This window comes from Acinetobacter sp. 251-1 (assembly GCF_030329305.1).
GTDB classification, from domain to species: domain Bacteria; phylum Pseudomonadota; class Gammaproteobacteria; order Pseudomonadales; family Moraxellaceae; genus Acinetobacter; species Acinetobacter piscicola_A.
The window spans coordinates 56929-70465 of record NZ_JACANS010000017.1; the positions used below are offsets into that span (position 1 = coordinate 56929).

Consider the following 13537-nt stretch of genomic DNA (forward strand, 5'->3'; position numbering starts at 1 on the left):
GCTAAATTTATGTTATTGTGCAATAACGGTGTCATAAAAAGCATACTTGGATAAAGAAAAATTGCGTCAAATAAGCAGCCGCATTAACGGCACGACAATTAGGCAATATTCTACCACATTCTTACTTGTCGGTAGCATGGCTTCTAGCGCTCATATTCGAGCCGCTAGCGAATTGTATCATGCAAATTATAATACAGAAGCATTAAAACAGACCATGATTGCCGAATTTGCCTTGGCCTATCATGATACACCTACAGCTTTGCATAACTACACCGTACTTGCAATCCGTAATAATTCTACGTCTATCAAACAACGTGCACTTGATATTGCGATTGAACACAATGACCTACAAGCCGCTTTAGACATTGCCACGCATTGGGTGGTGCAAGAGCCTGATGATGTTCCTGCAAAATTTTATTTGGCACATATTGCACTCAAAGCACATGAATATCAGCTTGCTGCCGAAACCTTAGATCAGATTTTAAACATTGATGCCAATGCCGATCTAGAACAAATTTTAGCAGGTATTACCCCTGAATCTGAGGAAGATCGCCTTAACCTCCTCAACACCTTACATGCCAGTAAAGAAAAAAATAATCCTTCCCTTTTAATTCTTATCGCAGGCTTAGAAGCGCAAAATAACAATATTGAAACGGCTTTGGAAACGATCAATAAAGCCTTACGTAAACGTCCTAAAGTGACTGGTTTTATTCTCATGAAAGCCAATCTACTCATGGCTTTAGGAGATGAACAACAAACTCTAGACTGGTATGAACGCAGTAGCCGTAAGCACAAATATAATCTTGAAGTGCGCTTAGCAGAAGTACGCTATTTAACCAAAATTAATCAACCTGAATTAGCGTTAGAGAAGTTAGAAAAAATTATCAAAGTGTGGCCTGATGCTGAAGAAGCACTGTTTATTGCAGGTTTAACCGCCATTGATCTGAAAAAATATGATTTAGCTGAACAACATTTGGTCGAATTACGCTATTCAAGTAAATATCAAAATGACGCTTATTTTTATTTAGCCATCAATGCTGAACGCAAACAACAATTGGAAACAGCCAAAGCTTACTATCGCTTAGTCGATGGCAATCTTTATACTGTATCTCGCCGTAACCTGATTTCAATTTACGACAGTCAAGGTAAATTGAACGATGTTTTACGCTTTTTAACCCAAGAACGTGTTAATTATCCACAGCATGCGAGTTTTTTGTATCAAGCACAAGCTGAAATCTTAAAAAAAATGGACAATAAAAAAGCCGCATTGCGCTTGCTGAGCGAAGCAGTCCAAAATTTACCAGATGACCCTGAACTCTTGTATTCAGAAGTTCTGCTGCTTGATCCTTATCAAAATAAAGAGCAACTCGATAAAGCATTGAAGCAATTACTTCAGTTAGAACCCAATAATCCAACTTATCTAAATGCCTATGCTTACACCTTGGCATTACAAAATCGTCGCTTGCAAGAAGCACGCAGCTATGCTGAAAAAGCACTTGATTTCGCCCCTGAACAAGCGTCTATTTTAGATACTTTAGGCTATATTACATTCTTACAAAATGATTTTAGCACAGCGTCTAAGGTTCTTGGCAAAGCTTACAATATGAGTGGCAATATCAATATTGGTGTGCGTTACGCAAAATCCCTCTACATGCAAGGGGCACTTGAAGAATTTAATCAAGTGTTACAACAACTCAAACAAAATCACCCAAATGATGCTGAATTACAGCAACTTGATTCATTATTATTACCTCAACACTTAAATAAGAGTTAATTTTTTTATGCGTTTTATTGCTCAAGTATTCTTTGCCTCAATTGCAATGGCAAGTTTTACCCTGACTGGCTGCCAACAATATGTCAAAGCACCAACCACCACAACACAAGTGCAAGATGCGCAACATTTTAGTCTTGAAGGTAAAATTGGAGTCAAAACACCTAAGCAATCAGGCAGTGCATTTTATACATGGCAACAAGACAATGAAAATTTTGACATTCAACTGACGGGTATTTTAGGCATTGGTAAAACGGTTATTGAAGGAAAACCCGGTCAAGTGACGCTCAATAGTTCCAAAACAGGTGAAATTAGTGCAGAAACACCTGAAGAGTTGCTTGAACGTGCGACAGGATGGGTTGCACCCATTACCCATATTATTGACTGGGTACAAGCGAAACCTGCAACAACAACAGCCACACTACAAAAAGATTTACAACTACGCCCCATCAAAATTGAAGAAGATGGTTGGACTGTTGATTTAAGTTACAACGATGCAGCAAAGTTGCCCAATAAGCTGGTTTTAAAACAAGCGTTAGAGGCAGGTCAGGAAAATCGTATTACAATGATCATTCAAAATCGTTAATTTGCAAAAGCTTAAATTCTTATGATTCGTGTGCCTTCCCCTGCCAAATTAAATTTGTTCTTACACATCACAGGTCGCCGTGAAAATGGTTATCATGAGTTACAAAGTATTTTCCAACTCATTGATTTATGTGATTGGATGGAATTTCAACAAACCGACAACGATCAAATCATCATAGATGGTTTAAATCAGATTAATTTGGAACAAAACTTAATCTATAAAGCCACACAAATTTTAAAACCTTTTGCCCACCAAGTAGCGACAGGTTTGAAGATTAAAATAGAAAAAAACATTCCCATGGGTGCAGGTTTAGGTGGTGGCTCCTCTAATGCAGCAACCACCTTGATCGTCGTCAACCAACTGTGGCAATGTGGTTTAAATAGGACAGAATTGGCAAAGCTTGGAGTCAAATTAGGGGCCGATGTCCCCATTTTTGTCTATGGTCAAAATGCTTGGGCAGAAGGTATCGGCGAACACTTAACATTCATAGACTTAGCTCAAAAACAATACATTGTGTTAAAACCTGATTGTTTTATCAGCACTCAACTACTTTTTTCACAAAAAACATTGACAAGAGATACGAAGCCTACTAAATTTTGCGCCTATCAACAGAACTCATCTGTTTTTGGAAATAACTTTGAGCCACTTGCTCGAAAATTATATCCTGAAGTTGATGAAGCTATGCATTACTTAGATCAGTTCGGTAAAGCAAAACTCACAGGTACAGGTGCTTGTGTTTTTGTTGAGGTGACTGAGAATATGAATGTTGATGATATTTTAGCAAATTCTCCTTGTAAATCTTACATGGTCAATAGCTTAAATGAATCACCACTCGTTCATTTCACAGCATAAATGATAGGGGCGTCGCCAAGTGGTAAGGCACCGGGTTTTGATCTCGGCATCCGTTGGTTCGAATCCAGCCGCCCCTGCCATTTATTTTCAAAAAGACAGAACACCATTACTGTATTTTTTGATAGGTTAAATCATAAATGCCTTGACAAATATCAGTAAAAATATTAAAGTTCTGCCGCATTAGGGGCGTCGCCAAGTGGTAAGGCACCGGGTTTTGATCTCGGCATCCGTTGGTTCGAATCCAGCCGCCCCTGCCATTTATTTTCAAAAAGACAGAACACCATTACTGTATTTTTTGATAGGTTAAATCATAAATGCCTTGACAAATATCAGTAAAAATATTAAAGTTCTGCCGCATTAGGGGCGTCGCCAAGTGGTAAGGCACCGGGTTTTGATCTCGGCATCCGTTGGTTCGAATCCAGCCGCCCCTGCCATCTATTTTCATACATGCCAACCGCCAAGGGTGCTTCATGCCCAATCTTGTCGTTTTTAGTGGAAATGCTCATCCACAATTCGCCCAAAAAGTCGTTAGCCATTTGCATATCCCATTGGGAGCTGCTGCTGTAGGTAAATTTTCTGACGGTGAAATCACTGTTGAAATTACTGAAAATGTGCGTGGTAAAGACGTATTCATCGTACAACCTACTTGTGCCCCAACCAATGATAACCTGATGGAAATCTTGGTGATGGCAGATGCTTTGCGTCGTGCAAGTGCTGGTCGTATCACTGCCGTGATTCCTTACTTCGGTTATGCACGTCAAGACCGTCGTCCTCGTTCTACACGTGTGCCAATTACTGCAAAAGTTGTAGCAGATATGCTCACAACAGTCGGAATTGACCGTGTGGTAATGATCGACTTGCATGCTGACCAAATCCAAGGTTTCTTCGATATTCCTGTAGATAACATCTACGGTACACCTGCTTTGCTTGCTGATTTACGTCAACAACAGCATCACAACTTGATGGTGGTTTCACCTGACGTAGGTGGTGTCGTTCGTGCACGTGCTGTTGCTAAGCAAATGGGTGATATTGACCTTGCAATCATTGACAAACGTCGTCAAAAAGCCAATGAATCACAAGTGATGCATTTGATTGGTGACGTAAAAGATCGTGATTGTGTCATTGTCGATGACATGGTGGATACTGCAGGTACATTGTGTAAAGCAGCGGATGCATTAAAAACTTTTGGTGCACGTAAAGTTGTTGCTTATGCAACGCATCCAGTACTTTCAGGTAAAGCACTTGAAAACCTTAAAAATTCTGTAATTGATGAATTGGTTGTTACTGACACTATTCCTCTTTCAGAAGAAGCTTTAAAACTTGGTAAGATTCGCCAAGTTTCAGTAGCCAGTATGGTTGCTGAAACAATTCGTCGTATTAACAACGAAGAATCTATTAGCGCAATGTTTGATTCTTATCTATAATATAGCGCTAAAATTTAAAAGCCCTGCCTTTTGGTGGGGCTTTCTATCACTAGACTGGTCGAAGGTCTAGTCAATTAAACTTAAATTAGGAATGTCTATCATGGCAAACTTCGTATTAAATGCAGTAGCACGTGAAGAAGCAGTTCAAGGGAAAGGTTCGAGCCGCCGCCTTCGTCTTCAAAACAAAGTACCTGCAATCATCTATGGTGGTGACGCTGCACCTGTAGCTGTAACTTTAGAGCTTCGTGAGCTTGTTAAAGCTTTAGAAAGCAATGCATTCTTTGAAGAAGTTATCGAAGTAAACATCGACGGTAAAGCTGAAAGCGTTAAAATCCAAGCGTTACAACGTCACCCTGCTAAAAACACACCTATGCATGCTGACTTCAAACGCGCATAAGTGTTGAATGGTGTAAATGAGTGTGAGTAAACTTTCACTGATTGTTGGTTTGGGCAACCCAGGTTCTGAGTATGCCCAAACCCGCCATAATGCAGGGTTTTGGTTCGTAGAACGCCTTGCAGAACAATATGGCATCCAACTCAAAACTGATTCTAAATATAAAGGGATCAGTGGTCGTGGTAATATCGAAGGTCAAGACGTTCGTCTGTTATTACCCTCAACCTTTATGAACCTGTCTGGTCAAAGTGTTGTCCCCTTCGCCAAATTTTATCAAATCAAACCAGAAGAAATTCTGATTGCACATGATGAACTCGATATGAACCCAGGTGTCATTCGCTTAAAAACAGGCGGTGGTCATGGTGGTCATAATGGTTTACGTGATATTGTTCCACATATCGGTGCTAATTTTCATCGCCTACGTATTGGCATCGGTCATCCAGGTGCTAAAGAAAAAGTTTCTGGGCATGTCTTAGGTCGAGCACCAAGTAGTGAACAGACTTTAATGGATGATGCAATTGATCATGCTTTAAGTAAAATTCAACTTTTGGTTAACGGTGAAATTCAACAGGCAATGAATCAAATAAATGCCTATAAACCGTAAATCTCAGCCATTAAATATCAAGCTTTGTTAAACAATTTTTCTTGCCATACGCTAATTTTAAGAGCAAAATGCGCTTTTCAAAAAGCATCCATTGCAAAAGTTATTGTTTAACCACATATAACTGTCGTAGGACAACTAGGAGACGCAAGCCATGCTATCTCGTTTATTAAAAGCTAAAATCCACCGTTGTGTCGTTACACAAGCAGAATTACATTATGAAGGTTCTTGTGCAATCGATGGCATTCTTTTAGATTTAGCTGGTATCCGTGAATATGAAGAAATTCATATGTGGAATGTCACCAATGGTAAGCGTTTCACAACTTATGCAATTCGTGGTGAAGAAGGTTCAGGCATTATTTCAGTCAATGGTGGTGCTGCACTTCAAGCTGATGTTGGCGATTTAATGATTATCGCAACATTTGGTGACTTTACCAATGCAGAAGCAGATGCGCACAAACCACGTCTTGTATATGCAAATCCAGACAATACAGTCAATCACACAGCGAACTGTATTCCTGTACAAGTTGCTTAAACTAAAAATACTCATCTAGAGTTGAATTCAACCCGCCCAAGTAAGCGGGTTTTATTTTTCGTTTCATGGTTACCTTTTAGACTGACATCCACATTTTGAATGTGAAATGTCCATTTTTTCATTTTCTATTTGACACTTATTTTATCAGTTCACTTTTTAGATGCTCAGCATCAAAAAAAGAGTTTTCACCTTCCGATGAAAACCCGTGTTGATGCCCAAAACTCACCTAAATAGAAATTTTCCGAGCAGCTGGACTGTTTCCAATCTGCCAAACAAAAGGCAAAGGTGTTTGATTTACTAGCCAATCCCCAATCACTTTTTGTTTATAAATAACTGGATTATGTGAAGAAACCACACGTGCATTACGCCAGAAACGGTCTAATTGTTTTGCTGTTGTACTTGCAGATGCACCCAAAGCATTGAATAAAGATGCAGTTAAATCTAAAACCAAATCTGTAATCACCACCTGACCTTGTGATGACTCTAACTCAGCCGCATTGTTAGCTTTTTGGTCTAAAATATCATTATTTTGAAAATGACTCAGATATGCTGCATCTAAGGCTTCTGCTGCTGTTAATGCAATGGACTGACTTGCAAAAGCTTGCGCAGATGCTTTACCAATCACTTGTAAGACTTGGGGATCATGACGAACCAGATCTGCATTACCATGACTAAAAATACGAGTGCGTTGGCGCACCTCCTCTGAAAAAGTTTCAACTGCACTCAATGCGATACCTGCCAAAGTGGCTAAATGAAAGACTTGATAATAGGCTGTTTGGTATTTAAACCGCTGTTCAAATGACAAAATATGATCACGCTCAATCGGAACTTGATTAATTTTAAGTGAGCCACTGCCCGTGGTTTTTTGCCCAAATCCATCCCAATCATCTGTTATCACAATACCCTGCTCATGTGTCGATACAGCCGCAATCACATGTTGATCTAAAGTTTCATCATAAGCAAAAAGGTCGATCCAATCTGCAAAAATAGTTCCTGTTGAATAGAATTTTTCACCATTCACCACTAACCTACCTTGTTGATTTTGTGAAACACGTGTAATGACATCGCCAATTTCAACTTTACCAATTTCAGTCCATGCGTTCCCCACCAAATCACCTTGTACAAAACGCTTAAACCAAATTTCTTGGGAAGAATCTCTATGGGCAACCAAACGATCTTCCACAAAAGCAAAATGCCCACGCAATGCTTGTACAATATTTGAATCAGCCGTTGCTAATTCGATCAGTAGCTGAAATAACTGACGTTGAGATAAACCTTCACCGCCATATTGTACAGGGACACGCACAGCACCAAAGCCTGCATGCTTCAACCACTCAATTTGCTCGGTTGGTAAAATACGGTTTTTTTCTCGCTCTAAAACGCCCTCTGCAATTTTAGAAAAAATTGGACGAAACTTTTGGGCAACTTGCTCATAGTTCCCACCCAAAGAAAGCTCATGATTTTGTGTAAATGTTGTCATTGTTATTCTCCTATTAGCTCCAAGCATGACGTGGTGGTGGAATATCATTTAAATAATAATTGCCTACAATATTTAACTTCCAACGTACAGGATCATGCAAAGTATGTGTTCTTGCATTGCGCCAATGACGGTCTAAATTTAATTCTGACAAAGTAGAACGTGTACCTGAAAGTTCAAATAATTTATTGGCTGCCAATAACGCAATTTCGGTGGTTAATACTTTCGCTTCAGCATTTAACAAAGTCGCTTCATTCACATGATGCTCAGAAGGTTCGGCTAAAGCCGCATCTATTGCCAATGCAGCTAAGTCTAAAACAGCTTCAGCAGCACGTAGTTTTATTTTTAATTCGCCAATATTGGCAATGGTATAAGGATCATCTGTCGCTTTTTCTAAACCAGAATCAATCCAAGGGCGAGTATATTGGCGGACATAATCAATCGTTTCTTGAATTGCACCACGTGCAATGCCCGCATCAACTGCGGCTTGAATAAACTGAGAAATAGCACCTGCCGCAGTATGACGTTCAAAGGCTTGGTAAATAGGGACAATATGGTTTAAATCTACTTTTACATGATCTAGAGTGACAGAACCACTCACCGTTGTTCGCTGTCCAAAACCACTCCAATCATTGTTAATGGTTAACCCTTCACGATGTTGTGGAATCAAAGCAGCAAAAGGTTTTCCTTCAGAACTCACAGCAACGACAGGAATCCAATGCGCTAAAAGTGCACCTGTTGCAAAAAATTTCTGACCCGTTACGACAGCATGATCCTCCTTAAATTCAATTGTTGTGGTTAAATCCGCAACAGTTTTTGAACTTTTTTCTGAAAATGCATTACCTAAACGATGTCCTTGTAGCACTTGATCAAAGAAAAAAGCTTGCTGTCCAGGTGTTGCATCTAAACGAATATGTTCCACAAAAGCCCAATGATTTTGGGCGATTTGCCCCAATGAAGAATCAGCACTCGAAATCGTTTTCACAACTTCAGCAAGCGTTTTATAACTCACGCCTGCTCCACCAAATTGCTTAGGAATGGTAATTCCCCATAAACCAGACTGTGAATATTTTTCAATTTCGATTAAGGGTAAACGCCGTTCGTGGTCTCGAATTGCTGCTTCCTTTTTAAATTCTTGCGCCAAGTTTTGAGCAATTTGGATTGCCTCAGCATCATTTTGAATAATATGTGCTTTATTTTTTAATAAATAAAATTCTTTTGGAATATTTTCTGCTGAATTTAATTGGATATTAATCTTTGCTGTCATTTAAATTTCCATCGTTTGATTTTCTACACTCAAACTAGCACCAATATTTTTATTCGCTTATATATTAAAATAAAAAGTAATTCACTTTAAATAAAATAAAAATTAAAATTAAGTTATATTTCATTAATAATCAATATTATAAATAAAATAAATGATTTTATTTATGAATTAAATGATTAACTAATATCATTTAAAAATATTTTCATAAGTAAAAAAACAGATTTATATCTCAGCTTTAAATACAAAATAATGCGTTTATTTTTTATAAGATTAAAATATCCACTAAGATTTTTATTATTATGACCAAACAAATCCGCTTTAATGCTTTTGAAATGAATTGTGTTGCACATCAATCACCTGGTTTATGGCGACATCCGCTTGATCGTTCTACAGAGTATAAAGATCTAGAATATTGGACTGATTTAGCCAAAATTTTAGAACGCGGTAAATTCGATGGTATTTTTCTTGCCGATGTTTTAGGCATTTATGATGTTTATCATGGCAATGCTCAACATGCGCTAACAGGCGCGGTACAAGTTCCAGTCAATGATCCCTTACAGATTGTGCCTGCAATGGCAGCTGTCACCAAACACTTAGGCTTTGGTGTAACAACATCCATTTCATTTGAGCATCCCTATCCTTTTGCAAGACGGATGAGTACTTTAGATCATCTGACCAAAGGGCGTGCGGGTTGGAATATTGTCACCTCTTATTTAGAAAGTGGTTCGAAAAATCTTGGTTTAAAAACTCAAGTTACACATGATAATCGCTATGATATCGCCGATGAATATTTAGAAGTTTTATATAAGCTTTGGGAAGGTTCATGGGAAAATGATGCTGTAATACGTGATAAAAAGCGTGGTGTTTTTGCCGATTTCACTAAAGTTCATCCCATTAAACATGAAGGACAATATTTTACAGTTCCAGGCATTCATATTTGTGAACCATCACCACAGCGCACACCTGTTTTATATCAAGCAGGTGCTTCTCATCGTGGTCAAAGTTTTGCAAGTCAAAATGCTGAATGTGTATTTATTTCTGCACCCACCAAAACTGCGGTTAAACAACTTGTACAAGGCATTCGCTCCAAACTGGTCGAAGAAGGTCGAGACCCAAAATCCGTTTTAATTTATACCATGCTCTCTATTGTTGTTGATGAAACTGATGCTAAAGCTCAAAGTAAATTTGAAGAATATCAAAGCTATGGCAGTTATGACGGTGGACTAACGTTAGTTTCTGGCTGGTCAGGTGTAGATTTTTCTCAATATCAATCAACTGATCAAGTTGAATATATTGAAACCAATGCGATTCAGTCTTTATTAAATTCTTATGTTAAAGCTGACCCAAATCGAGTTTGGACGATTGAAGAAATCGCAAAATGGGCAAGTGTGGGGGGCAATGGCCCTGTGATTGTCGGTGCTGCTCATACAGTGGCAGATCGTTTACAGGAGTGGGTTGAAGATACAGGCATTGATGGATTTAATTTAGCGTATATCTTAGCGCATCAAACTTTTGAAGATGTGGTGGAATATGTTGTTCCTGAACTACAAAAACGCGGTGTCTATCAAAAAGATTATCGTGAAGGAACTTTACGTGAAAAGCTTTTTGGGCGTGGGGCGTATTTACCAGAAGAACACCGAGGCGCTTCATTTCGCTTTGAAGCGCTCAATACCGTTTAAATCCAAGATCTAAAAGATGCTGTGAATAATCAGCATCTTTTTTAGGTTAATCAATGAAATAAGCGCCTGTAAATCATTAATGACTTTTTGCTCTTTGCAAAGCATCATTCCATTGTTGCAAATGGAACTGTCGTTCATCTTCTTGCATATTGGGTTCAAATGCTCGGTCTAATTGCCAAGACTCAGATATTTCATTTAGATTTGAAAATACTCCCATTTTCAAACCTGCCATCGCTGCTGCACCCCAAGCCGTTGACTCTAAAAGTTTAGGGCGCAGTACAGGAACATTTAAAATGTCTGCTTGAAATTGCATGAGCATATCATTTTGACTTGCACCGCCATCTACACGCAGTTCTTTTAAGGGTTGTGAAATATCAGATTGCATGGCAGTCAGTACATCTGAAACTTGAAATGCGATGGATTCTAAAGCTGCTCGTGCAATATGAGATTTATTGGTACCTCGTGACATACCACAAAGTAAAGCACGCGCCTCACTATCCCAATGTGGCGCACCTAAACCCGTAAATGCAGGAACCAATACAACACCATCGGTATCTTTCACCTTACACGCCAATTTTTCGACTTCAGTGCTATTTCGGATAATCCCTAAACTATCTCTAAGCCATTGTACAATCGCACCAGCCATAAACACACTGCCTTCAAGTGCATAATTCGACTGACTTTGGCAGCGCCATGCCAATGTACTTAATAATTGATTTTGACTGTATTGAATGTCATAACCTGTATTAAACAGCATAAAACAGCCCGTACCATAGGTATTTTTTGCTGTTCCAACTTCAAAACATGACTGACCAAATAATGCAGATTGCTGGTCTCCTAAAATACCTGCAATCGGAATCTCAGCACCCAATAAACCTGCTGCCGTATTGGAAATATATTGATCTGAATCAATAATTTTAGGTAAAACAGATTTTGGAATATTAAACAACTCAATTAGCTCATCATCCCATTGCTGACTTTTTAAATTCATCAACATTGTTCGAGATGCATTACTGACTTCAATGACATGTTCTGAACCTTGCGTTAAGTTCCAAATCAGCCAGCTATCAATCGTACCAAAAGCCACATGTCCTTGCTCTGCAAGTGTTCTGAGTCCATCAATATTTTCCAATAACCACACTAATTTTCCAGCACTAAAATAAGGATCTATTCTTAAACCTGTTTTATGTTGTATTTTTTCTAAATAATTTTTTTGTAGTAAGTCATTACACCACTCTACTGCCCGCCGATCTTGCCACACAATTGCAGGAGCTAAAGCTCGACCTGTGCGTTTATCCCAAATCACAGTTGTTTCACGTTGATTTGTTACACCTAAAGCTTTGACATCCTTGGCTAATAATCGTGCAGATGCGATTGCTTGTTGTACCACAGCAATTTGAGTCGTCCAAATTTCTTGCGCATCTTGCTCTACCCAACCTGATTTAGGGGTCTTGATTTGTATTTCACGTTGTGCGGTTGCATGGATTTTTCCATGCTCATCAAAAATAATTGCTCTACTAGAGGTTGTTCCTTGATCAAGTGCGAGTAAATAGCTCATCTTTTTTGTTTTTGACCCTTGAAAAATATTTATATTAACGCAATGATGTAAGCAATTGCATCATTTCACTTAAATGTCGTAAATTCACTGCGTAATTTTCAACATGTATGTTATGATTGCATTGTTATCTAGGGGATGTTTTTGGCTTCGACGCTGATGATGAAGCTCATAGATGCATGCCGAGAGCGCATTTCCTCTCGTAAATAAAATTTGCATTTTAAATAGTCGCAAACGACGAATCTTACGCTCTAGCTGCCTAAGGGCCGCTTGTCCGCTTCACTGAATACTTGTGGTCAGTGAACCCGACCGAAGCGCACGCACACAAGTCCGTATAGAGTCAAGCCTCGGGGCTTTATACCAAACTTAGAGGATCGCGTTTTTAATCCTGTTCGTCGGGTCTTTAAGCGTTAAAATAATAGACGATATCTAAGCATGTAGTATTCTCGAGTGTAGTGTTGGCGGACGCGGGTTCAACTCCCGCCATCTCCACCAAATACCTTCCAAAACATGGCAAAATATGCCAAGTTTTAAAGATAAAAGGCTTAATTCTAAAGGGATTAAGCCTTTTTTCTTGCCTAAACATAACCAAACATAACTAGCTATAGTGTACATACACCGTGTACACTGTCTTGTACATTGCACATTTTATTGAACTCGCTGGTGTACAAGCCATGAAAAGATCAGATATAAAACGCCGTCCTCTTTCTGACACCGTACTCGCTAACCTTGAACCCGAAGAAAAAGAATATCGGGAACTAGTAGATGCGTTGAACTCATGCTCTGCATAAAGAATTAACGATACATTCATCACTTGTTCATGCAATTCGTTTGGTTTTTCACCACGAAGTAAATGTAAGAATTGCGCGCCAATTGAATCATCATCAGTGTTTTCTTCGATACGTACGCCATCGTGGCTGAAACGGTACCAGTAGCAAATGATTGCAGGTAAAGTCGCTAAAATACGGTCTGCAACATCTTGTTGTTCAGCAAATGATTTTTCAGTTTCAAGGTTACCCAACATTGAAACACCTGTCCGCATCACATCCATTGGATGTGAGTCAGCAGGAATACGTTCTAATACTTCTTTCAATGCTTGTGGTAATTGACGAAGTGATTTCAATTTTGCTTTATATGCAGTCAACTGTTCTGTTGTAGGCAATTCACCAAAGAAGATTAAATAAGCGACTTCTTCAAATTGGCAATTTTCAGCAAGATCTTGCACATCATAACCACGGTAAGTTAAGCCTGCGCCGCTCTTACCTACTGTAGATAATGCTGTTTTACCAGCTACTTGTCCGCGCAGTCCTGCGCCCGTGAGTACTTTTCCTTCAGCCATTTTTATTTTCCTTCTGTGAATAGTTTGTCTAATGTATTTTCAAATGTATGATAATCA

At 38.9% G+C, this 13537-nt stretch carries 11 protein-coding genes, 3 tRNA genes, 1 other RNA gene and 1 pseudogene; 12 read left to right on the top strand and 4 right to left on the bottom strand.

Annotated features, from left to right (window positions below):
• Positions 1–61 precede the first annotated feature (61 nt).
• The 10 genes from HX129_RS14185 to panD all read left to right on the top strand — a co-directional run bounded on the left by HX129_RS14185 (position 62) and on the right by panD (position 6163).
• On the top strand, positions 62–1774 hold the full coding sequence (locus HX129_RS14185) for a tetratricopeptide repeat protein (protein WP_286436294.1): 1713 nt from the start codon (positions 62–64) through the stop codon (positions 1772–1774).
• Positions 1775–1781: 7 nt separating this feature from the next.
• Complete coding sequence (lolB, locus tag HX129_RS14190) at positions 1782–2357, top strand: lipoprotein insertase outer membrane protein LolB (protein ID WP_286434932.1); 576 nt, start codon at positions 1782–1784, stop codon at positions 2355–2357.
• A gap of 21 nt (positions 2358–2378) precedes the next feature.
• A complete protein-coding gene (gene ispE, locus HX129_RS14195) occupies positions 2379–3209 on the top strand; it encodes a 4-(cytidine 5'-diphospho)-2-C-methyl-D-erythritol kinase (protein WP_286434930.1) in 831 nt (276 codons plus the stop codon).
• A 5-nt stretch (positions 3210–3214) separates the two neighbouring features.
• A tRNA-Gln gene (locus HX129_RS14200) sits at positions 3215–3289 on the top strand.
• Positions 3290–3391: 102 nt separating this feature from the next.
• A tRNA-Gln gene (locus HX129_RS14205) sits at positions 3392–3466 on the top strand.
• Positions 3467–3568: 102 nt separating this feature from the next.
• A tRNA-Gln gene (locus HX129_RS14210) sits at positions 3569–3643 on the top strand.
• 36 nt (positions 3644–3679) lie between these two features.
• A complete protein-coding gene (locus tag HX129_RS14215; RefSeq protein WP_130074596.1) occupies positions 3680–4633 on the top strand; it encodes a ribose-phosphate pyrophosphokinase in 954 nt (317 codons plus the stop codon).
• A gap of 100 nt (positions 4634–4733) precedes the next feature.
• Complete coding sequence (gene rplY / locus HX129_RS14220; protein WP_286434928.1) at positions 4734–5030, top strand: 50S ribosomal protein L25; 297 nt, start codon at positions 4734–4736, stop codon at positions 5028–5030.
• A gap of 22 nt (positions 5031–5052) precedes the next feature.
• Positions 5053–5631: an aminoacyl-tRNA hydrolase gene (gene pth / locus HX129_RS14225; RefSeq protein ID WP_174493562.1), complete on the top strand. Its 579-nt coding sequence runs from the start codon at positions 5053–5055 to the stop codon at positions 5629–5631.
• Positions 5632–5782: 151 nt separating this feature from the next.
• Positions 5783–6163, top strand: coding sequence for an aspartate 1-decarboxylase (panD, locus tag HX129_RS14230; protein ID WP_004722504.1), 381 nt, complete (start codon positions 5783–5785; stop codon positions 6161–6163).
• Positions 6164–6389: 226 nt separating this feature from the next.
• Here panD and HX129_RS14235 read toward each other — a convergent pair whose 3' ends face one another.
• Together HX129_RS14235 and HX129_RS14240 are read right to left on the bottom strand one after the other, a co-directional pair.
• Positions 6390–7643, bottom strand: a complete 1254-nt coding sequence (locus tag HX129_RS14235) for an acyl-CoA dehydrogenase family protein (protein ID WP_286434927.1) — start codon at positions 7641–7643, stop codon at positions 6390–6392.
• 13 nt (positions 7644–7656) lie between these two features.
• Positions 7657–8907, bottom strand: a complete 1251-nt coding sequence (locus HX129_RS14240) for an SfnB family sulfur acquisition oxidoreductase (protein WP_286434926.1) — start codon at positions 8905–8907, stop codon at positions 7657–7659.
• 299 nt (positions 8908–9206) lie between these two features.
• Here HX129_RS14240 and HX129_RS14245 point away from each other — a divergent pair, with 299 nt between their 5' ends.
• Positions 9207–10586: an LLM class flavin-dependent oxidoreductase gene (locus HX129_RS14245; protein ID WP_286434925.1), complete on the top strand. Its 1380-nt coding sequence runs from the start codon at positions 9207–9209 to the stop codon at positions 10584–10586.
• 76 nt (positions 10587–10662) lie between these two features.
• Here the strand turns inward: HX129_RS14245 and glpK are convergent, their stop codons facing one another.
• On the bottom strand, positions 10663–12144 hold the full coding sequence (glpK, locus tag HX129_RS14250; RefSeq protein WP_286434924.1) for a glycerol kinase GlpK: 1482 nt from the start codon (positions 12142–12144) through the stop codon (positions 10663–10665).
• Between the two features lie 131 nt (positions 12145–12275).
• Here glpK and ssrA point away from each other — a divergent pair.
• Positions 12276–12636: a transfer-messenger RNA gene (gene ssrA, locus HX129_RS14255) on the top strand.
• A 214-nt stretch (positions 12637–12850) separates the two neighbouring features.
• Here ssrA and HX129_RS14265 read toward each other — a convergent pair.
• Positions 12851–13480, bottom strand: a pseudogene (locus HX129_RS14265) (citrate/2-methylcitrate synthase); the annotation flags it as partial.
• Between the last annotated feature and the right edge of the window lie 57 nt (positions 13481–13537).

What these genes read in the sequence shown, in the direction of transcription:
- lolB (WP_286434932.1), top strand. Translation starts at nt 1,782, where the DNA reads ATGCGTTTTATTGCTCAAGTATTCTTTGCCTCAATTGCAATGGCAAGT.
- ispE (WP_286434930.1), top strand. Translation starts at nt 2,379, where the DNA reads ATGATTCGTGTGCCTTCCCCTGCCAAATTAAATTTGTTCTTACACATC.
- HX129_RS14215 (WP_130074596.1), top strand. Translation starts at nt 3,680, where the DNA reads ATGCCCAATCTTGTCGTTTTTAGTGGAAATGCTCATCCACAATTCGCC.
- rplY (WP_286434928.1), top strand. Translation starts at nt 4,734, where the DNA reads ATGGCAAACTTCGTATTAAATGCAGTAGCACGTGAAGAAGCAGTTCAA.
- panD (WP_004722504.1), top strand. Translation starts at nt 5,783, where the DNA reads ATGCTATCTCGTTTATTAAAAGCTAAAATCCACCGTTGTGTCGTTACA.
- HX129_RS14235 (WP_286434927.1), bottom strand. Translation starts at nt 7,643, where the DNA reads ATGACAACATTTACACAAAATCATGAGCTTTCTTTGGGTGGGAACTAT.
- HX129_RS14240 (WP_286434926.1), bottom strand. Translation starts at nt 8,907, where the DNA reads ATGACAGCAAAGATTAATATCCAATTAAATTCAGCAGAAAATATTCCA.
- HX129_RS14245 (WP_286434925.1), top strand. Translation starts at nt 9,207, where the DNA reads ATGACCAAACAAATCCGCTTTAATGCTTTTGAAATGAATTGTGTTGCA.
- glpK (WP_286434924.1), bottom strand. Translation starts at nt 12,144, where the DNA reads ATGAGCTATTTACTCGCACTTGATCAAGGAACAACCTCTAGTAGAGCA.